Source organism: Cellulomonas algicola (assembly GCF_003851725.1).
In the GTDB taxonomy this organism is placed as follows: Bacteria; Actinomycetota; Actinomycetes; order Actinomycetales; family Cellulomonadaceae; genus Cellulomonas; species Cellulomonas algicola.
On record NZ_BHYL01000084.1, the window covers coordinates 12,925 to 32,718 of the forward strand.

The window sequence follows — 19,794 nt, forward strand, 5'->3', positions numbered from 1 at the left end:
CCGCACAACGACCACGCCCCCGGACGCGACCTGCGCGAGGGCGGGGTCAGCGGACGACGGCCGCGATCGCCGAGACCTCCACGAGCGCGCCGGGGACGCCGAGTCCGGCCACGCGGGCGGCGGTGACCAGCGGCGGCGCGCCCTCGCGTGCCAGCGCCGGAGCGGCGGCGCCGTACGCGGCGGCGAGGTCGACGCCGTCGACGAACAGCACCGTGACGCTCACGAGGTCGTCGACGCCCGCGCCGGCCGCGCCCAGGGCGGTGACGAGGTTCGCCATCGTCTTCGTGACCTGGGCGGCGACGTCGTCGCCGCCGACGAGGGCGCCGGACGCGTCGACGGCGTTCTGCCCGCCGACGTAGATCGTCGTCGCGCCGGGCGGCACGACGGCGGCGTGGGAGAACGCGGGGCTCTGCACGAGCCCGTCGGGGCGGAGGAACGTGATCGTGTCCATGCGCGCCACGCTAGGGCGGTAACCGGACGGATCGCGTCCGGGTTGTCCGACGACGTGCGAAACCTGCTGGTCAGCGAGCGAACAGCCGACGCCAGCCCGAGGACGGCTTCGGCTCAACCGGGCGGCGGATCTCGGCGACGGAGACGGGACCCGTCGTCGGCCGTCAGCGTCGATCGTGCCGCCGGGACGCGACCGCGCCCAGGACCGTCACCCGAGCGCGATGCCCAGCGCGGAGGCGATGGTGCGGACGACGCCGTTGGCGTTGTTCGACGGGGCGACGAAGCGCGCGTGCGCGCGGACCTCGGGGTGCGCGTTGTCCATCGCGAACGACCAGGCGGCGGCGTCGAGCATGCCGAGGTCGTTGAAGTAGTCGCCGAACGCCATGGTCTGCTCGCGCGTGACGCCGAGAGACTCCTGCACGGACCGCAGTGCGGCGCCCTTGTCGACGGTGCGGCTCATGACGTCGACCCAGTGCTGCCCGGAGACCACGACGCGCGACTCGCGGCGCAGCTCGGACAGCGCGGGACCGGCGCCACGCTCGGCGGGGCCGAAGTCGTAGACGGCGACCTTGAGGACGTCGTCGTCGACCGCGCGCAGGTCGTCGACGACCTCGAGCAGCGCGTAGTACGGCTCGCACTGCGCGAGGAACCGCTCGTCGGACCGCTCGACGTACGCGGACCGCTTGCCGCACAGGACGGTGCCGACGTCGAGGCCGGCAGCGGCCTCGGAACGGACGACCTCGACGACGTCGTGGGCCGTGGCCGTCGCGAGGGTGTCGGACGCGACCTCGACCCCGCCGTGCACCACGTAGGCGCCGTTCTCCGCGACGTAGACGAGGTCGTCACGGCCGATCTGGGCGCGCAGCGTCGCGTACTGCCGGCCGCTCGCGGGGCACACCATGACGCCGCGCGCGAGGAGCTCGTCGAGCAGCGGCCAGAACGTCGGGTGCACGCGCTTGTCGTCGTCGAGAAGCGACCCGTCCATGTCGAGCGCGACGAGGCGCACGTCGGGGACCTCGTCGAGGACGGGCGGCTCGAGCACGGGGAAGTCGACGTTCACCCGGCCCATCCTCGCAAACCGCCGCGTGCCGCCCGCGTCACGCCAGGCACGTGCCCGGACGGACCGCCCGTCCGGGTCGCCTTTCACGCCTGCGGCGAACACGGGCAGTGGGGGGTACCCCCTGTGGTTAGCATCGAACAACGCCGCTCGTCGTCGCCCACCGGCCGCCGCCCCGGGTACCCGGCGAGCACGTCGCTCGTGAGGAGTGCACATGTTCGAGAGATTCACGGACCGAGCCCGCCGCGTCGTCGTCCTCGCCCAGGAAGAGGCGCGGATGCTGAACCACAACTACATCGGCACCGAGCACATCCTCCTGGGTCTCATCCACGAGGGTGAGGGTGTCGCGGCCAAGGCCCTGGAGTCGCTCGGCATCTCCCTCGAGGCCGTCCGCGCCCAGGTGCAGGAGATCATCGGCGAGGGCCAGCAGGCGCCGTCGGGCCACATCCCGTTCACGCCGCGGGCCAAGAAGGTCCTCGAGCTGTCCCTGCGCGAGGCGCTGCAGCTCGGCCACAACTACATCGGCACCGAGCACATCCTGCTCGGTCTCATCCGCGAGGGTGAGGGCGTCGCCGCGCAGGTGCTCAACAAGCTGGGCGCCGACCTCAACCGCGTCCGCCAGCAGGTGATCCAGCTGGTGTCGGGCTACCAGGGCAAGGAGCCGGTCGCTGCCGGCGGCCCGCAGGAGGGTCAGCCCTCGGGCTCGGCCGTGCTCGACCAGTTCGGTCGCAACCTCACGCAGGCGGCGCGTGACGGCAAGCTCGACCCGGTCATCGGGCGCGAGAAGGAGATCGAGCGGGTCATGCAGGTGCTGTCCCGCCGCACCAAGAACAACCCCGTGCTCATCGGCGAGCCCGGCGTCGGCAAGACGGCCGTCGTCGAGGGCCTCGCGCAGGACATCGTCCGCGGCGACGTGCCGGAGACGCTCAAGGACAAGCAGCTCTACACGCTGGACCTGGGCGCCCTGGTCGCCGGCTCGCGCTACCGCGGTGACTTCGAGGAGCGCCTGAAGAAGGTCCTCAAGGAGATCCGCACGCGCGGCGACATCATCCTGTTCATCGACGAGATCCACACCCTCGTGGGTGCGGGTGCCGCCGAGGGCGCGATCGACGCCGCGTCGATCCTCAAGCCGATGCTCGCCCGCGGCGAGCTGCAGACCATCGGTGCGACGACGCTCGACGAGTACCGCAAGTACGTCGAGAAGGACCCGGCCCTCGAGCGCCGCTTCCAGCCGATCCAGGTGTCCGAGCCGAACCTGCAGCACGCGATCGAGATCCTCAAGGGTCTGCGCGACCGCTACGAGGCGCACCACCGCGTGTCCATCACGGACGCCGCGCTGGTCGCGGCCGCGACGCTGGCCGACCGGTACGTCAACGACCGGTACCTGCCGGACAAGGCGATCGACCTGGTCGACGAGGCCGGCGCACGCCTGCGCATCCGCCGCATGACGGCTCCGCCGGAGCTGCGCGAGCTCGACGAGCAGATCGCCGAGACGCGCCGCGACAAGGAGTCGGCGATCGACGAGCAGGACTTCGAGAAGGCCGCCCGCCTGCGCGACGCCGAGAAGCAGCTCGGCCTCAAGCGCCAGGAGAAGGAGAAGGCCTGGAAGTCCGGCGACCTCGACGCGGTCGCGGAGGTCGACGAGGAGCTCATCGCCGAGGTGCTGGCGAACGCCACGGGCATCCCGGTGTTCAAGCTCACCGAGGAGGAGTCCAGCCGCCTGCTCCGCATGGAGGACGAGCTGCACAAGCGGGTCGTCGGCCAGGACGCCGCCATCAAGGCGCTGTCGCAGGCCATCCGCCGCACGCGCGCGGGCCTCAAGGACCCGAAGCGTCCCGGTGGGTCGTTCATCTTCGCGGGCCCCACGGGCGTCGGGAAGACGGAGCTCGCCAAGGCGCTCGCGGAGTTCCTGTTCGGCGACGAGGACGCGCTGATCCAGCTCGACATGTCCGAGTTCTCGGAGAAGCACACCGTGTCGCGGCTGTTCGGCTCGCCCCCCGGGTACGTCGGCTACGACGAGGGCGGTCAGCTCACCGAGAAGGTGCGCCGTCGTCCGTTCTCCGTCGTCCTGTTCGACGAGGTCGAGAAGGCGCACGCGGACATCTTCAACTCGCTGCTGCAGATCCTCGAGGACGGTCGCCTGACCGACTCGCAGGGCCGGGTGGTCGACTTCAAGAACACCGTCATCATCATGACCACCAACCTCGGCACGCGGGACATCGCCAAGGGCCTGCAGACCGGCTTCCAGGCCGGCGGCGACCTGTCGACGTCCTACGAGCGCATGAAGGCCAAGGTCAACGACGAGCTCAAGACGCACTTCCGTCCCGAGTTCCTCAACCGCGTCGACGACGTCGTCGTGTTCCCGCAGCTCTCGCAGCCGGAGATCTTCGCGATCGTCGACCTGATGGTCGCGAAGCTCGACAAGCGTCTGCGCGACAAGGACATGGGCATCGAGCTCACCCCGGCGGCCAAGAAGCTGCTGTCGGAGAAGGGCTACGACCCGGTCCTGGGAGCCCGGCCGCTGCGCCGCGCGATCCAGCGGGACATCGAGGACGCGCTGTCCGAGAAGATCCTGTTCGGCGAGCTGAAGGGCGGCCAGCTGGTCGTCGTCGACGCCGAGGGCGAGGGCCTGCTCGGGGAGTTCATCTTCCGGGGCATCGCCAAGGGTCTGCGCAAGGAGCCCGTCCCGGTCGGCGCGAGCGTCGGCACCCCCGGCTCCGGCACGGACGTCCCGGCGGCCCCGCCGATCTCGGGCGCCGGCGACGGCGGCACCGGAACCCAGCCGCTGGGCGCCTGACGCCCACCGTCTGACCGCAGGAGGCCCGGTCCCCACGAGGGGGCCGGGCCTCCTCGCGTGTCAGCGGGCTACGGGGGCGGTGCGTGCGGCGGCCACCTGGTCGATCGTCGCGGTGACGACCGCGAGGCGGGTGGCGACATCGGCGTCGTGCGGGCGGACGCCCCACTTGAGCCCGATCCGCGGGACGTCGCCGGCGGCGGCGAGGGTGGCCGCGACCTCCGGCGGGCCGAGCAGCGACGCCGACGACGCGACGAGTGCCGAGTGGTCGCCGCGCGGTGGGATGTGCATGTCGCCCCAGGCGGCTCCCCACGCGGTGTCGGCGTCGGTCGCGCCGGACAGGACGAGGAGCCGCAGCAGGCCGGCGTCGGCGACGGCGCGCGTGTGCGCCACGGGGGTCGCGGTGTCGCGGCCCTCGATCGCGGAGCGTCCCCAGTTGACGACCATGCCGAGCAGGTCGGGTGCGAGCCCGAACGACTGCACGAGCGCGACCTCCTCGTCGAGACCGAGGAAGCCCTTGGCGGGCGCCTGCCCGGGCACGAGCGCGTCGCAGTGCTCGACGAGCAGCTCGGCGCCCGCGAGGTCCCAGCCGAGGATCTCGTCGAGCGAGCGTTCGAACGCGTCCCGCGAGCCGAGGAGCGGGCCGGGCGCGCTGTGCACCTCGACGGCACTGACGCGCCGGACTCCGTGCCGGTCGGCGAGGACGTGCGCGAGGTCGCGGGCGCGGGCCACGTCGTCGAGCGCCCGGGCGCGCTGCTCGGGGTCGGTGGACGCGAGACCGTAGGCCGGGACCTCGGCGCGGCGCGCGGTCATCGTCGGCACGAGCGAGACGACGAGGTCGCGTGCTGCGGGGACGTGCGCGTCGATCCAGGCGGGGTCGAGCGTGCGGTGCCCCTCGGGCTGGAGCGCGAACTCGAGGCCGGCGAGGTCGAGGTCCGCGACGGCGTCGAAGAACTGGTCCTCGGCGGCGGGTTCGGTCGGGGCGGTGATGTACGCGGAGACGTACAGGTCGGGCGTCGTCATGCGTCCTCCGGGGTGCGTCGGGGTAGCCGGAGCGGGTGCGGCATGGCCGCTGCGGCGGCGCGGAGAACGGCTTTCCCTGCCCGGAAGGCGGGGTGTTGACCGGTCTGCGACGCTGCGTTACCGTTCCGTTCCGCTAGATGGAACCGAGTTCCACGAAAGTCTGACATCGTCGTCCTGACTCCCGCAACCACCGGTACCGCACCCCGCAACCGCACCCGCGCCGCACCCGGCCTGCACCCGCCGGCGGCGCCGCGGGCTGCACCACCCGCACCCCCGGACCATCCCCGCGCACGCCCTGCGAGCGCCCGAGCGCCCACGCCTGCCGTGGGCCCGCACCGAGGAGCACCCATGAGGCGAAACACCGTCGTTTCCGTCACCGCGCTCACCTTCGCCACCGCGCTCGGCCTCGCCGCCTGCAGCACCGGCGGCACCGGCACCGCCGCCGGCGACAGCACCGGGTCGTCGGGCGGCCAGGCCGCGACCGTCTTCAAGGTCGCGTTCAACCAGCAGCCCAACCACCCGCAGTTCCGGGCGCTCGACGCGATGGGCGAGCGCATCAAGGAGCGCACCGACGGCGCGTACGACCTGGAGATCTACCCGAACGAGACGCTCGGCGCGCAGAAGGAGACCATCGAGCTCGTGCAGTCGGGGGCCGTCGAGTTCTCGGTCGTCGCGAGCCCGCTGATGGAGAACTTCAACCCCGACTTCGTGGTCTTCAACCTGCCGTTCACGTTCGACTCGCAGGACCACCAGCGCGAGACGACGAACGACCCCGACATCGTGTCGGAGCTGTACTCGTCGCTCGACGACCAGGACCTGCACGTGCTCGCCGCGTTCCACGGCGGGGTCCGGTCGATGTACAACGGCGAGAAGCCGATCGAGACGCCCGCCGACCTCGAGGGCATGAAGGTCCGCGTCATCGAGTCCGACACCAACATCGAGATGATCCGCCTCATGGGCGGCACCGGGACGCCCATGGGCATGGGCGAGGTGTACGGCGCGCTCCAGTCGGGCGTCATCGACGCGGCCGAGAACAACGAGCTCACCTACGCGAACGTCAAGCACGCCGAGGTGGCGCCGTACTTCAGCTACACGCGGCACCTCATGCTGCCCGACTACCTCATCACCAACCCGGCGGTGATGGACGGTCTGCCCGACGACGTGCGCGCGATCTTCGAGGAGGAGCTCGCCGCCGCGGTCGAGGAGGAGGGCGACCTCTGGAAGACCGAGATCGAGGTCGCCAAGGAGATGGCGACCGAGGCGGGCGCGCAGTTCAACGAGGTCGACGAGGAGGCGTTCGCGGAGGTCATCCGCCCGCTCACGGAGTCGAAGCTCGACAACGACGTCATCCGCGAGATCCACGAGAAGGTCCGCGCCGCCGCCGGGTGACGGCCGCGCACCGGCCTCGCGCTCCCGCGCTCCCCGCACACCGAGAGGTCTGCTGATGACATCCCCTCCCGCACCCCCGCCGCCACCGGACGACGGCCCCGACGACGGCGGCGACGCCGACGCGCCGCGACCCGTGCCCACCGAGCACGCGCTGCTCACCCGGTTCAAGACGGCGCTCGACGCCGTGCTCCGGGCGGTCTGCGTGACGCTCTTCGCGCTGCTCGTGCTGCTCGTGACGTGGCAGGTCTTCACGCGCCTCGTGCTGGACGCCCCGAGCGTCTGGTCCGAGGAGGCCGCCCGGTACGTGTTCGTGTGGGTCAGCCTCATCGGCGTGTCGATCGCGACCGGCGAGAAGGCCGACGTGGCGATCGACTACTTCGTGCTCAAGGCCCCGCTGGCCGCGCAGCGCGTGCTCGAGATCGTCGCGTACCTCAGCACCCTCACGTTCGCCGTCGTCGTCATGGTCTGGGGCGGCTGGACCAACGCGCACCAGACGTGGGACCAGGCCAACCCGGTCCTGCCCGTCTCGGCGGGAGCCCTGTACCTCGCGGTCCCGGTCGCGGGCGTGCTGTTCGCCTTCTACCTGCTCCACCACCTGGCCGGCACGCTCTCGCGCCGGTACGCCGGGGTCGAGCACACCGCACCCGAGGAAGGGGTCGAGCTGTGACCGACGTCGCGCTCGTGACGGCCGTCCTGTTCGGCGGCATGGCCGTGCTCATGGCGATCGGTGCGCCGGTCAGCATCAGCATCGGCCTGCCGTCGGCGGTCTCGCTCGTCCTCGTCCTGGGCCTCGAGGACGGCGCCGCGACGTCCGCGCAGCGGATGTTCAACGGCGTCAACTCGTTCGCCCTGCTCGCGATCCCGTTCTTCATCCTCGCCGGCGGGATCATGAACAACGGCGGCATCGCGACGCGGCTCATCAACCTCGCGAAGGTGCTCGTCGGCCGCACGCCCGCCCCGCTCGCGCAGACGAACGTCCTGGCGAACATGCTGTTCGGGGCGATCAGCGGGTCGGCGATCGCGGCCGCGGCGGCGGTCGGCACGACGATGTCGCCGATGCAGGCCCGCGAGAGGTACGACCGGGCGTTCACCGCCGCGACGAACGTCGCCTCCGCGCCCAGCGGCATGCTCATCCCGCCGAGCAACCTCATAATCATCTACGCGATGGCCAGCGGCAGCGCCTCGGTCGGCGCGCTGTTCCTCGCCGGGTACGTGCCGGGCGTCCTGTGGGGCGTCGCGTGCATGCTCGTCGTCGCGTGGTACGCCCGTCGGCACCCCGAGCTCCGCGAGCCGGTCCGGGCGGACCTGCGTCAGATCGGGACCGTCTTCGTGCAGGCGCTGCCGTCCCTGGCGCTCGTGGTCGTCGTCATCGGCGGCATCGTCGGCGGCTTCTTCACCGCGACCGAGGGGTCGGCGGTCGCGGTGGTCGCGTCGCTCGTCCTGTCGTTCCTCTACCGGGCGATCCGCGTGCGGGACCTGCCGCGCATCCTGTACTCCGCGGCGCGCACGAGCTCGGTCGTGATCTTCCTCATCGGCGTCTCGTCGATCATGTCGTTCGTCATGAGCTTCACGCGGATGCCGCAGCTCATCGCCGAGGGCCTGTTCGGGTGGACCGACAGCAAGGTCGTCGTGCTGCTCGTGATGATGCTGGTGCTGCTCGTCATCGGCATCCCGCTCGACGCGACGCCCGCCGTGCTGATCTTCACGCCGATCTTCCTACCGATCGCGATGCAGTACGGGATCGACCCCGTGCACTTCGGCATCATGCTCACCTTCAACCTCTGCATCGCGATCATCTCGCCCCCGTCGGCGCCCGTGCTGTTCGTCGGCGCGCAGGTCGCCGGCGTGCGGATCGAGCCCGTCATCCGCCACCTCATGCCGTTCTTCCTCGCGCTCGTGGCGGTGCTCTTCCTCGTCGTCTTCGTCCCCGGGCTGTCGCTGTGGCTGCCCGGCCTCGTCGGCCTGCTCTGAGCCGGCCCCACCCCACCCGCACCCCGACCCGGAAGGTTTCCCGATGGATCTGCGGTACGCCACCAGCCCCGAGCACGTGCGCGGCATGGACACCGAGGAGCTGCGGCGACGGTTCCTCGTCCAGGACCTGTTCGCCGACGACGAGGCCCGCGCCGTGCAGACGCACCACGACCGCGTCGTGCTCGTCGGCGTCGTCCCGGCCACCCGCCCGGTCAGCCTGCCGACGTTCGCCGAGCTCCGGTCCGCGCACTTCTTCGAGCGGCGCGAGGCGGGCGTCGTCAACGTCGGCGGGCCGGGCACGGTCACCGTCGACGGCGAGACGCACACCGTCGACCGGGGCGCGTTCCTGTACGTGGGACGCGGTGCGCGCGACGTCGTGCTCGCGTCGACGGAGCCGACGGGGTCCGACGGCCCGGCCGCGTTCTACCTGTTCTCCGCACCGGCCCACACGTCCTACCCGACGACGCTCGTCGGGCCCGACGGCGGGACGGTGCGCGAGCTCGGCGACGCCCTCACGTCGAACCGTCGCACGCTGCGCCAGGTGATCCACGAGGGCGGCGTGCGCAGCTGCCAGGTCGTCATGGGCATGACGACGCTGCACCCCGGCAGCATGTGGAACACCATGCCGGCCCACACCCACGACCGGCGGACGGAGGTCTACCTGTACGTCGACGTGCCCGACGACGCCCGCGTCGTGCACCTCCTCGGCGAGCCCGCCGAGACCCGGCACCTGCTGGTCGCGAACCGCGAGGCCGTCGTCTCGCCGAGCTGGTCCGTCCACTCGGGCGTCGGCACCGCGAGCTACGCCTTCGTCTGGGCCATGGCAGGCGAGAATCAGTCGTTCGACGACATGGATGGGCACCCCATCACCGACCTGCGCTAGCGCGCCCACGACGACAGGTGGACGGACATGGTCTCCGGCTCGACGCCAGCACCCCGCACACGAGCGGGCGACGAGCCCGGCCGGCCCGGTCCGCAGCCGGAGGCGGCGCCCGGCGCGAGCGAGAAGACGCTGCTCGTGCTCGAGGCCGCGATGGCGCACGGCCGGTTCACCGACGTCGTCGAGGCCACGGGGCTCGCGAAGGCCACCACCCACCGGATCCTCGCGACGCTCATCGAGCGCCAGTTCGTCGCGGTCGCCGCCGACGGCACGTACCTGCCCGGTCCGAAGATCCTGTCGCTCGCCGGGCAGGCCATGGCGCGCATCGACATCACGGCGATCGCGCAGCCGTTCGTCGACGAGCTCGTCGAGAAGACGCACTGCACCGTCCACGTCGGGGTCAAGAACGGCGACGAGATCGTCTACCTGATCCGCGCCGACTCCGACAAGCCGTACCTCATGCCGTCGCGGGTCGGCCTCGCGATCCCCCTGCACACGTCGGGGATCGGGAAGGTCGTCCTCGGCGGGTTCACCGACCAAGGGCTCGAGCGGTTCGTCGAGCGGGTGGGCCTGCCACGACGGACCGCGAACACGATCACCACGCTGGACGGCCTGCGGGCCGAGGTCGCCGAGGTCCGGCGGCTCGGGTACGCGCTCGACCGCGAGGAGAACGTGCCGGGTGTCGCGTGCGTCGCGGCCCCGATCTACGACACCACGCACACCGTCACCTACGGGATCAGCATCTCGACGCTGACCCTCGAGCACAGCATCGACCAGATCGAGGCGATGGCCCCCCTGGCCGTCGAGGCCGCGCAGAAGATCTCCGCGGCGCTCGGTCACACGGGCTGACCGCACCGGTCGCCCACGGCGCACCGGAGGAGAGCACGCCCATGACGACCGCCCCCAGCACCTCGGCCGACTACACGGCCCGCCTCTTCGGGCTGACCGGCCGGCTCGCGGTCGTCACCGGCGCCAGCCGCGGCATCGGGCTCGCCGTGGCCGAGGCGCTGGCCTGGTCCGGCGCCGACGTGATCGGCGTCAGCCACTCCCTGCCGTCGGGCGCGTCAGACGCCCGCGCCGCGGTCGAGGCCGCCGGACGGACGTTCACGCCGCTGCGGGCCGACCTCGCCGACCGGGCCGCCGTCGCCGCGCTCGCCACCGACCTCGCCGGCCGGGACGTCGACATCCTCGTGAACAACGGCGGCACGATCCGCCGCACACCTGCCGTCGCCCACACCGACGAGGACTTCGACCACGTGCTCGACGTCAACCTGCGCTCGGCGTTCGTCCTGTCGCGCGAGGTCGGGCGGACCATGGTGGCGCGCGGGTCGGGGCGGATCGTCAACGTCGCGTCGATGCTGAGCTTCCAGGGCGGGATCACCGTGCCCGGGTACACGGCGTCGAAGTCGGCGCTCGCGGGCCTGACCCGCGCGCTCGCGAACGAGTGGGCGTCGTCCGGGGTGCACGTCAACGCCGTCGCGCCCGGCTACGTGGCGACCGCGAACACCGACGACCTGCGCGCCGACCGGTCGCGCGCCGCCGAGATCCTCGGGCGGATCCCCGCGCACCGGTGGGCGACGCCCTCCGACGTGGCCGGGGCCGTCGTGTTCCTGTGCTCGCCGGCCGCGGACTACGTCCACGGCGCGGTTCTCCCCGTCGACGGCGGCTGGCTGGCCCGCTGAGCGGGCCGGACCGCAGGACGGCCCGCACGGCGCTTGCCCGGGCCACCGCCTGAGCCACCGCCGGGGCTACCGTCGGGCGACGCCCAGCGTGCGCAGGTGCAGCGCCGCGAGGTCGCGGACGACGGGAGCGTCGTCGTCACCCCACGCAGCAGCAGGGTCCGGGTGCACGGCGAGCAGGTCGCGCGGTGCGGCGGACGTCAGCGCACGGAGCGCGAGCACGCGGTCGCCCTGCGGCCCCACTGACGACAGCAGGCGCAGGTCGTGCGTCCCACGCCACCACCGCACGCGCGGGCTGAGCCGGGCGACCAGGGCGACCAGGAGGGGGACCGCGACCACGGCGACGGCGAGCACGAGCGCGAGCCGCTCGACGGCCTGGACCTGCTCGTAGCTCGCTGCGGCGATCGCGGCCGCGCCGTCGGACGCGCCGTCGAGCGGGGCGGACAGGGGTTCGCCGACGAGCGGGACGACCGCGACGCCGTCGCGCCCCGCGGCGAGCTGATCGGCGATCCCGTCGGCGCCCGAGCCGATGCTGCGGACGGGGTCGGCGAGGTGCCACACCGCCGCGTGGACGCGGACCGCCAGCCACACGGAGGCGGCGACGACCACGAGGGCGACGAGGTCGCCGACGACCTGCCGCCGCAGGATCGGGCTCGGGGTCGCGTAGAGGCGAGGCACGCGCCGCATGCTAGGACCAGCCGCTCCGTCCGGCCCGGCGAACGGCGGGCGGCGGTGCGGGGCTCGTCAGGGGGCGAGAGAGCGTCGGGCTTCCTCGAGCGTCTCGCTCCGCACCGGGTGGTCGACGAGCTGCTGGACGACCACGCCGGGTCCGTAGCGCGCGTCGTCGTCGGCGGGGATGCCCAGCGCGGCCAGGTAGCGCAGCAGCAGCGGCCGGTCGAACCGGTCGCGGACCCGGCGCGCCGTGTACCGGTCCGTGTCCTCGAAGTCGAACGGGTCGCCGAGCGCGTACCACGACCACCGATCGTCGGCCGCGTCCGCGGTGAGCGTCCGCACGTGCCGCGACGGCACTTGCCCGCCGGGGCCGTGCACCCAGAGCTGTGTCGACTGGTGCCCGGGTCCGTGCCGCGGCGCGTGCACGGCCACGACGCACCGGGCGTCGAGCCGCGCCGCGAGGGCATGTGCGGATGCGGTCGGGTCGCCGCCCTCCGTCCCGTTGTTCAGGTACGCCGACCAGCGGTCCCCGCACGGGAGGACGAGCTCGCGCGTCCACGGCGACTCGAACGGGGCGAGGTCCTCGAGCACGTCGGGGTACGCGCGTGGCGACGACACCACGGTCCGGTGCCCGAGCCCGGTGCGCCACCGGACGAGCTCGTCGACGAGGCCGTCCGCGGGGACGTCGACGAACTGCACGGACCAGCCGATCGGGCTGGCCGCGCCGCCCAGGAGGATCGTCACGCGCCCGACCGTACCGGCCGCCGTGGGTCGTCGGGCGGGCCGGTGCGAGTCGGGAGCGCACCATCTGGACGGCCGTCCACGCGGAGGTGGACGCGACATGACCCTTTCTTGCCACTTGTCCGGATTGTTCGCTAACGTGCCGTGACGCCACGCGGTGCCGGTGCATTTCCCGGGCCGACGGGCGTCCTTTCTTTCGCACGGCAGGGGGAGCACGAGCGTGCACATCGACAGGAACTCGACCGACAAGTACAAGCCGGAGTACGACGTCCTCGTCCGGCGCTTCGCGGAGACCTTCGCGCAGACGAGCCCGGGCAAGGAGGCCATGGGCGCGGCCATCTCGGTGTTCGAGCCGGGCGAGACGATCCGCGAGCACGTCAACAAGCCCGAGGTCGAGGAGGTCTTCCTCGTCCTCGACGGCGACGTCGACTTCTACCTCGACGGCCGGCGCGAGCGCATCACGACCGGCGACATGGGGCTCGCGCACGTCGGCCAGGCGCACGCGTTCACCAACGCGGGCACCGGGACGGCCCGGCTGCTGAGCATCTGGTGGCGCGCGGTGCGCGAGCCCGCGCCCGTGGCCTGACGGCGATGGTGCGCCCCGCCCCGACGGTCGTCTTCACCCCGCCACCCACCCCGAACGGTGCCCTGCACGTCGGCCACGTCGGTGGTCCGTACCTGCGGGCCGACCTGTACGTGCGCCTCGTGCGGCTGCTCGAGGACCGCGAGATCCGGCACGTCAGCCACGTCGACACGTACCAGTCGTACGTCGCGAAGAAGGCCGTGGAGGTGGGTGCGGAGCCCGACGCGCTGTCCCGCGAGTACACCGGCCGGATCCGCGCGGACTTCGACGCCTACGCCCTGAGCCACGACGCGTTCGGCGACAACCGCGATCCCGAGTACCTGCGCTTCCTGCGCGAGGGCGTGCAGGCGCTCACCGACGTCGTGACGGTCGTCGAGCGCGAGGTGCCGCGGTGCGAGGGCTGCGGGCGCACGCAGCTCGAGGCGTACGCGCGCTCGGCGTGCACCGGCTGCCTGCACGACGCCTACCTCAACGTGTGCGAGAACTGCTCGCTCCCGCAGCAGGTCGACGACGCGCTCGGCCTGCTGTGCACGCAGTGCCGCACGGCGGCGGGCGGCACGACGACGGCCCGCTTCCTGTCGTTCGACGCCGGCGCCGTCGCGGCGGTCGAGGACACGATGCGGCACCGGCACGGGGCGTCCCGTCGGGCGTCGGCGCTGTTCGACCGGCTCGGCCCGCACCTCGCGCTGTGGCAGTTCGAGTCGCCGTACGGCATCGCCGTCGACGACTCCGGGCTGGTGCTGAACCCGTGGGTCGAGATCTTCTTCCACCACACGTGGTGCCTGCTCCAGGAATGCGGCGTCGACACCCGGCTGCCGTTTTCCGAGGCCGTGGCCGAGCTGAATCGTCGGGACCCCGACGTGATCTATTTCTTCGGCGTCGACAACACCTACTACTACGCGTTCCTGTTCACCGCGCTGGCGCAGGCGCTCGTCATTCGTCCGATGGTGCCGTCGCGCGTGAAGATCAACCATTTCATGCACCTGCGCGGCGCGAAGATCTCGTCGAGCCGGGGCAACGTCGTGTGGGCGGACGAGCTCGTCGGGACCGCTCCGGTCGAGGTGCTGCGCACCCGCCTCGCCCGGTCGTGCCCCGAGTACGCGCCGCGCGAGCTGGCCGACGACGGGCCGCCGCTCAGCCCGGCACCCCCGGTCGGCGTCCCACCGGCCGGTGAGGGCCCGCGCGAGCTCGACGTCGTCCGTGCGCGGCTCGCGGACCTCGCCGCGATCGACGCGTTCTCGGTCGAGCGCCTCGTCGACGTCCTCGACAAGGGGCGGGAGCGCGCCCGCGCCGTCGGTGGCGGCGACGCGGACGCGATCGACGACTACCTCGCGCACGTCTGCCGCGAGCTCCAGCTCGCGTAGCAGCCGCACACCCGGGCACTGCCGCCGCACACGCGGGCACTGCCGCCCACGCACGGGCACCGCTGCCCACGCACGAGCACCGCGACCACGCACGACGGTCGCGACCCAGCACCGCACCGCACCCGGCGACCGTCGGCGCGCGCCGCCCCGGCGGCACCGCGCCCTGCCGCCGTCCGAGCACGCCACTCCTCAGGAGGTTCGTCCGCCATGACCCGCACCGACCACCCCGCCGTCCCCGTCCCCGCCCGCCGGACCACGCTGCGCGAGCTGTTCGACGCGCCCGGCCTGGTGCGGATCGTCGGCGCGCACAACCCGCTCGGCGCCCGGCTCGCGGAGCGCGCCGGCTTCGACGGCGTGTGGGCGAGCGGCCTGGAGGTCTCGGCGTCGCAGGGCGTGCCGGACGCCGACATCCTCACGATGAGCGACCTGCTGAGCGTGTCCGCGTCGATGGCGTCGGCGGTGCGCATCCCCGTCGTCTCCGACTGCGACGCGGGCTACGGCAACGTCCCGCAGGTCATGCACATGGTGCGCCGGTACGAGGCGGCCGGGATCTCGGCGGTGACGATCGAGGACAAGCTCTTCCCGAAGATGAACAGCTTCGTCGCGAGCAACCAGAGCCTGCTCCCGGTCGAGGCGTTCTGCGGCAAGATCTCCGCGGCCGCCGCGGCGCGGACGGGCGACCTGCTCGTGATCGCGCGCATCGAGGCGCTCATCGCGGGGCACGACCTGGACGAGGCGCTGTCCCGGGCGCACGCGTACGAGGCGGCGGGCGCGGACGCGGTGCTCATCCACGCCAAGGACCGGTCGCCCGACGTCGTGCTCGAGTTCCTCGAGCGCTGGTCGTCACCGCTGCCCGTCGTGGTGGTGCCGACGACGTACCACACCGTCACCGCGACGGAGCTCGAGGACGCGGGCGCGAAGATGGTCGTGTACGCGAACCACGGGCTGCGCGCGCTCATCACGGCGGTGTCGGAGACCTTCTCGTCGATCCTGCGCGACGGTCGCACGTCGCGGTTCGAGGACGACATCGCGACCGTCGAGGACGTCTTCGAGCTCCAGGGCCTGCGCGACATGCTCGACGAGGAGCGCCGGCACGACGCCGCGGGTGTCGAGCACGCGCTCGCCGCCGCACCGCTGGCGAACCGCTCGTGACGACGCTCGTCGACGCGCCCGCGGTGCTCGAGGCCGACGCGTTCCTCGACGTCCTCGCGGCGCGCGGGCTCGGACCGGTCGTCGGGGTGCCGTGCTCGTTCCTGGCCCCCGCGATCCGGCGCATGGAGGACGGCGCGGACGTCGAGTACCTGGCCGCGGCGAACGAGGGCGAGGCGGTCGCGATCGCCGTCGGTGCACGGCTGGGCGGGCGGCGGCCCGTCGTCGTCATGCAGAACTCCGGGCTCGGCAACGCCGTGAACCCGCTGACGTCGCTCGCGAGCACGCTCGAGGTGCCCGTGCTGCTGCTCGTCACGTGGCGCGGCGAGCCGGGCTTCCCGGACGAGCCGCAGCACCGGCTCATGGGCGAGATCACGCCCGACCTGCTCGACGCGATGGGCGTGCGGCACGAGATCCTCCCGTCCGACCCGGTGGTGCTCGGCGAGCGCGTCGACGACGCGCTGCGGCACCTGGACGCGACCGGTCGGCCGTTCGCGTTCGTCGTGCGCAAGGGCACGTTCGAGAAGGCCGTGCCGCGACCGCCCGCGGACGACGACGGCGGCGCCGGCCGTCCGCCGCTGCGCGCCGAGGTGCTGGGCGCGGTGGTCGACGCCGTCGGGCCCGAGACCGTGCTCGTCGCGACGACCGGCTACACCGCGCGCGAGCTCGCCGCCGGGTGGGACCGCCCGGAGAACCTGTACGTCGTCGGGTCGATGGGGTGCGCGTCGAGCGTCGCGCTGGGCCTCGCGACCGCCGCGCCCGACCGGCGGGTCGTGGTGCTCGACGGCGACGGCGCCGCGCTCATGCGGCTCGAGGCGCTCGCGACGATCGGCGCGGTGCAGCCGCCGAACCTCGTGCACCTGGTCCTCGACAACGGGTCGTACGAGTCGACCGGGGGGCAGCGCACGTCGTCGGCGCACGTCGACCTCGTGGGGGTCGCGCGGGCCTGCGGGTACGGCGACGCCCGGAGTGCGACGACCCCGTCCGCGGTCGCGGAGGCCGTGCGCGGCGCGACCGGCACGACGTTCGTGCACGTGCCCGTGAGTCCCGGCACCGACCCGGACCTGCCGCGGCCGTCGATCCAGCCGCCCGACGCCGCCCGTCGCCTCGCGGCCGCGCTCGCGTCGGAGGTGCGGCCGTGACGCGCGTCGTGCTGCTGAACCCGGGGCCGGTGATGACGGCCGACGAGGTCCGCGAGGCCCTCGCCGGTCCGGACCTGTGCCACCGGGAGGCCGACTTCGGCGACCTGCTGGCGCGCGTGCGGCACGAGCTCACCGACCTGTGCGGCGGCACCGGCTCGCACGGCACCGTCGTCCTCACGTCGTCCGGCACGGGCGCGGTCGAGGCGGCCGTCGCGAGCGCCGTACCGCCCGACGGCGTCGTCCTCACGCTCGAGAACGGGCACTACGGCGAGCGCATGCGCCAGATCGCGCAGTCGCACGGCATCCCCGTCCGCCGGTTCGAGGTGCCGTGGGGACGCCCGCTCGACGCGCGCGACGTCGCGGCCCGGCTCGCCGCGGAGCCGCAGGTCACGCACGTGACGCTCGTGCACCACGAGACGAGCACGGCCATGCTCAACGATCTGCCCGGCATCGCGCGCGTCGTCGCCGACGCGGGCCGGTCGCTGGTCGTCGACGCCGTGAGCAGCGTCGGGTGCGAGGAGGTCGACGTCGCGGCGCACGGCGTCGACTGGCTCGCGGGGACGTCGAACAAGTGCCTCGAGGGCATGCCCGGGCTGTCGTTCGTCACCGCGCGCGCCGACCTGCTCGACGCGCTCGACGGGCGCCCCGGACGCGGGTACACGGTCGACCTCGGCCGGCACCACCGGGCCCAGGCGCGCGCGGGCGTCCCGGCCTTCACGCCCGCCGTCCCCACGTTCTACGCCCTCGAGGTCGCGCTGCGCCGGCTGCGCACGGAGACCGTGGCCGGTCGACGCGCCCGCTACGGGCGGCTCGCGGACCTGCTGCGCGACGGGCTCGCCGAGCGGGGGTTCGCGGTGCACCTCGACCCCGCCGAGCGTGCGTCCTCGCTCACGTCGCTCGACCTGCCGCCCGGCCTCGGGTACGCCGAGCTGCACGCCGGCCTGCGGGCGCGCGGCTACGTCGTCTACGCGTCGCAGGAGCACCTGCGCGACCAGGCGTTCCGGGTCGCGACGATGGGCACGCTGACCGAGGACGAGGTCCGCGCGTTCCTGGCCGCGCTCGACGAGGTCGTCGCCGCCACGCCGCGCACGGGGCCTCGGCACGAGCGCGAACGACGGCACACGGGTCCGTCGCACGCCGTCGCGCCGGTGGCGCCGTGACGCGTCCCCTGCGCGTCGCCGTCGTCGGGGGAGGCCCCCGGGCGACGTACGCCCTCGAACGGCTCAGCGCCCACGCAGACGCCCTGACGGTCGGCCGGACGCTCGAGGTGCACCTCTTCGAGCGGACCGGGCGGTTCGGCGCCGGGTCCGTGCACGACCCGCGGCAGCCGCTCACCGCGGTCCTCAACCGCACCGCGGACGAGGTGTCGTTCGCGGCCGACGAGACCGTGACCGGCGCGGGTCCGTTGCGCCCGCCCACCGAGCGTCCGACGCTCGCGCGGTGGATCGCGCAGCGGTCGGACGGTGTGCCCGAAGAGCCTGCGGCGTGGCCGCCGCGCGCCGTGCACGGCGCCGCGCTCGAGGAGCGGCTCGCCCGGTTCGCCGCCGACCTGGAGCGCACCGGGCGCGCGCACGTGCACCGGCACGCCGTCGAGGTCGTCGAGCTCCGCGAGGTTCGGCGCGCCGACCGCCTGCCCGGCGACCGCCTGCCCGGCGACCGCCTGCCCGGCGCCGGCGGGCGCGTGGCCGCCAGCGGCGGACCCGTCGACGAGACCGCCCACGGTGGCGGCACCGCCCCCGGGTGGCCTGACGGCCCGCTCGACGTCGTGGCCGCCGACGGGCGCACGTGGACGGTCGACGACGTCCTGCTCGTGACCGGCCACGGCTCGCCCCGACCCGCGCACCCGGCGGGAGACCCGTGCGCCGGACCCGGCGATCACGCGGCCGTGCACGTCACCCGCGCCTACCCGCTGGACGGCCGCGGCTCGGTCGCCGACGTGCCCGCCGGGTCCCGCGTCGCGCTCGTCGGCACGGGCATGACGGCCCTCGACGTGCTGATCGCGCTCACGGCGGGGCGCGGCGGCCGGTTCGCGCGTGCACGCGGCGGGCGGCTCACGTACCTGCGGTCCGGCGCGGAGCCGTCGGCGATCCACTGCACGAGCGGTTCGGGGGTGTTCCCGTACGCGCGGCCCGCGGTGCTGTCGACCGTGAGCCCGTTCGTCGACACGCGCGGCGGACGTTTCCTCCGGCACGACGTCCTGCCGCGGCTGCGCCGGTCGCGCGGCGGCCCGCGCGAGGGCGGCGGGGACGGCACGGGAGCGCTCGACGTCGAGCGCGACCTGCTGCCGCTGATCGTCCTCGAGATGGCCTTCCAGCACGACGCGACGCTGCGCGGCCTCGACGCCGCGCGCGACGCGGCGACCCGCGTGCAGGACGCCGTCGACGCGTTCCTGGACGGCGGCCCCACCGGCCGGACGGGCGACGACGGCCGGCCCGACGCGCTCGCCCGGCTCCTGCTCGCGCACACCGGCGACGTCGACGAGGCCGACCGGTTCGACTGGGACGCGCTCGTCGACCCGCTCGCGACCGGCGACGACCTGGCCGACGTGATCGACCTCGACGTGCAGCGCGCGCACCAGGGCGTCGGCGTGAGCCCGCACCTCACTGCCCGCAACGGCGTGTGGCGGGACCTGCGCGGCGTCATCTCGGCGGCCGTCGACGACGGCGGGCTCACGGCCACGTCGCACCGACGGTTCGTCGAGCGCGTGGTGCCGTGGCACAACCGGTTCGCGAACGGGGCGTCTCCCGAGGTGATGGCGCGGGTCGCGGCACTGCTGCGGTCCGGCCTCGTGCGCGTCGACCGTGACGCTCCCGCCGACCGCGACGCCCCCGCGGCCCGCGTCGACGCCCGCGACCTCGGGCCGACACGCGGGCGTCGCGGGCCGTGCGCCGTGCCGGCGG

Annotated in this window: 18 protein-coding genes; 13 read left to right on the forward strand and 5 right to left on the reverse strand. The window is 73.5% G+C overall.

All coding sequences use genetic code 11. From position 1 onward, the window contains the following. Nucleotides 1-46 precede the first annotated feature (46 nt). Nucleotides 47-451, reverse strand: coding sequence for a RidA family protein (locus CTKZ_RS06320; RefSeq protein ID WP_124342156.1), 405 nt, complete (start codon nt 449-451; stop codon nt 47-49). Nucleotides 452-658: 207 nt separating this feature from the next. After that, the gene (locus tag CTKZ_RS06325; RefSeq protein ID WP_268904334.1) at nt 659-1,510 is read right to left on the reverse strand and encodes a Cof-type HAD-IIB family hydrolase; all 852 of its coding nucleotides are present in this window, start codon (nt 1,508-1,510) and stop codon (nt 659-661) included. Between the two features lie 211 nt (nt 1,511-1,721). Between CTKZ_RS06325 and CTKZ_RS06330 the strand changes: the two genes are divergently transcribed. Next, on the forward strand, nt 1,722-4,304 hold the full coding sequence (locus CTKZ_RS06330; protein WP_124342158.1) for an ATP-dependent Clp protease ATP-binding subunit: 2,583 nt from the start codon (nt 1,722-1,724) through the stop codon (nt 4,302-4,304). Nucleotides 4,305-4,364: 60 nt separating this feature from the next. Here the strand turns inward: CTKZ_RS06330 and CTKZ_RS06335 are convergent, their stop codons facing one another. Beyond that, nucleotides 4,365-5,324 (reverse strand): DUF4862 family protein, encoded by a 960-nt coding sequence (locus CTKZ_RS06335; protein ID WP_124342159.1) that lies wholly within the window; start codon nt 5,322-5,324, stop codon nt 4,365-4,367. A 348-nt stretch (nt 5,325-5,672) separates the two neighbouring features. Here CTKZ_RS06335 and CTKZ_RS06340 point away from each other — a divergent pair, with 348 nt between their 5' ends. Genes CTKZ_RS06340 through CTKZ_RS06365 form a run of 6 tightly spaced genes read left to right on the forward strand, consistent with a single transcriptional unit; the run spans nt 5,673 to nt 11,246 of the window. Beyond that, on the forward strand, nt 5,673-6,713 hold the full coding sequence (locus tag CTKZ_RS06340) for a TRAP transporter substrate-binding protein (protein ID WP_124342160.1): 1,041 nt from the start codon (nt 5,673-5,675) through the stop codon (nt 6,711-6,713). A gap of 55 nt (nt 6,714-6,768) precedes the next feature. Next, nucleotides 6,769-7,380 (forward strand): TRAP transporter small permease, encoded by a 612-nt coding sequence (locus tag CTKZ_RS06345; RefSeq protein ID WP_124342161.1) that lies wholly within the window; start codon nt 6,769-6,771, stop codon nt 7,378-7,380. Beyond that, nucleotides 7,377-8,684: a TRAP transporter large permease gene (locus tag CTKZ_RS06350; RefSeq protein ID WP_124342162.1), complete on the forward strand. Its 1,308-nt coding sequence runs from the start codon at nt 7,377-7,379 to the stop codon at nt 8,682-8,684. The genes CTKZ_RS06345 and CTKZ_RS06350 overlap by 4 nt, the downstream gene beginning before the upstream one ends. Nucleotides 8,685-8,727: 43 nt before the next feature. Continuing rightward, entirely contained in the window at nt 8,728-9,567 is an 840-nt protein-coding gene (gene kduI, locus CTKZ_RS06355) for a 5-dehydro-4-deoxy-D-glucuronate isomerase (RefSeq protein ID WP_124342163.1), read from the forward strand. Between the two features lie 27 nt (nt 9,568-9,594). Beyond that, nucleotides 9,595-10,413, forward strand: a complete 819-nt coding sequence (locus CTKZ_RS06360; RefSeq protein ID WP_124342164.1) for an IclR family transcriptional regulator — start codon at nt 9,595-9,597, stop codon at nt 10,411-10,413. 41 nt (nt 10,414-10,454) lie between these two features. Continuing rightward, entirely contained in the window at nt 10,455-11,246 is a 792-nt protein-coding gene (locus CTKZ_RS06365; protein ID WP_124342165.1) for an SDR family oxidoreductase, read from the forward strand. 66 nt (nt 11,247-11,312) lie between these two features. On the opposite strand, the gene CTKZ_RS06370 is transcribed toward CTKZ_RS06365, so the two are convergent. Beyond that, nucleotides 11,313-11,921 (reverse strand): hypothetical protein, encoded by a 609-nt coding sequence (locus CTKZ_RS06370; RefSeq protein ID WP_124342166.1) that lies wholly within the window; start codon nt 11,919-11,921, stop codon nt 11,313-11,315. Between the two features lie 66 nt (nt 11,922-11,987). Next, on the reverse strand, nt 11,988-12,659 hold the full coding sequence (locus CTKZ_RS06375; protein ID WP_124342167.1) for a hypothetical protein: 672 nt from the start codon (nt 12,657-12,659) through the stop codon (nt 11,988-11,990). 217 nt (nt 12,660-12,876) lie between these two features. Between CTKZ_RS06375 and CTKZ_RS06380 the strand changes: the two genes are divergently transcribed. The 6 genes from CTKZ_RS06380 to CTKZ_RS06405 all read left to right on the forward strand — a co-directional run. After that, the gene (locus tag CTKZ_RS06380) at nt 12,877-13,242 is read left to right on the forward strand and encodes a cupin domain-containing protein (RefSeq protein WP_124342168.1); all 366 of its coding nucleotides are present in this window, start codon (nt 12,877-12,879) and stop codon (nt 13,240-13,242) included. A 5-nt stretch (nt 13,243-13,247) separates the two neighbouring features. Then, on the forward strand, nt 13,248-14,603 hold the full coding sequence (locus CTKZ_RS06385) for a class I tRNA ligase family protein (RefSeq protein WP_124342169.1): 1,356 nt from the start codon (nt 13,248-13,250) through the stop codon (nt 14,601-14,603). A gap of 207 nt (nt 14,604-14,810) precedes the next feature. Next, complete coding sequence (locus tag CTKZ_RS06390; protein WP_124342170.1) at nt 14,811-15,755, forward strand: isocitrate lyase/phosphoenolpyruvate mutase family protein; 945 nt, start codon at nt 14,811-14,813, stop codon at nt 15,753-15,755. Beyond that, the gene (aepY, locus tag CTKZ_RS06395; protein ID WP_124342171.1) at nt 15,752-16,894 is read left to right on the forward strand and encodes a phosphonopyruvate decarboxylase; all 1,143 of its coding nucleotides are present in this window, start codon (nt 15,752-15,754) and stop codon (nt 16,892-16,894) included. The genes CTKZ_RS06390 and aepY overlap by 4 nt, the downstream gene beginning before the upstream one ends. Next, nucleotides 16,891-18,054, forward strand: a complete 1,164-nt coding sequence (locus CTKZ_RS06400) for a pyridoxal-phosphate-dependent aminotransferase family protein (RefSeq protein WP_200829655.1) — start codon at nt 16,891-16,893, stop codon at nt 18,052-18,054. The genes aepY and CTKZ_RS06400 overlap by 4 nt, the downstream gene beginning before the upstream one ends. Then, the coding region (locus CTKZ_RS06405; protein ID WP_124342172.1) for an FAD/NAD(P)-binding protein at nt 18,051-19,794 on the forward strand (1,744 nt) is incomplete at its 3' end. The genes CTKZ_RS06400 and CTKZ_RS06405, both read left to right, overlap by 4 nt.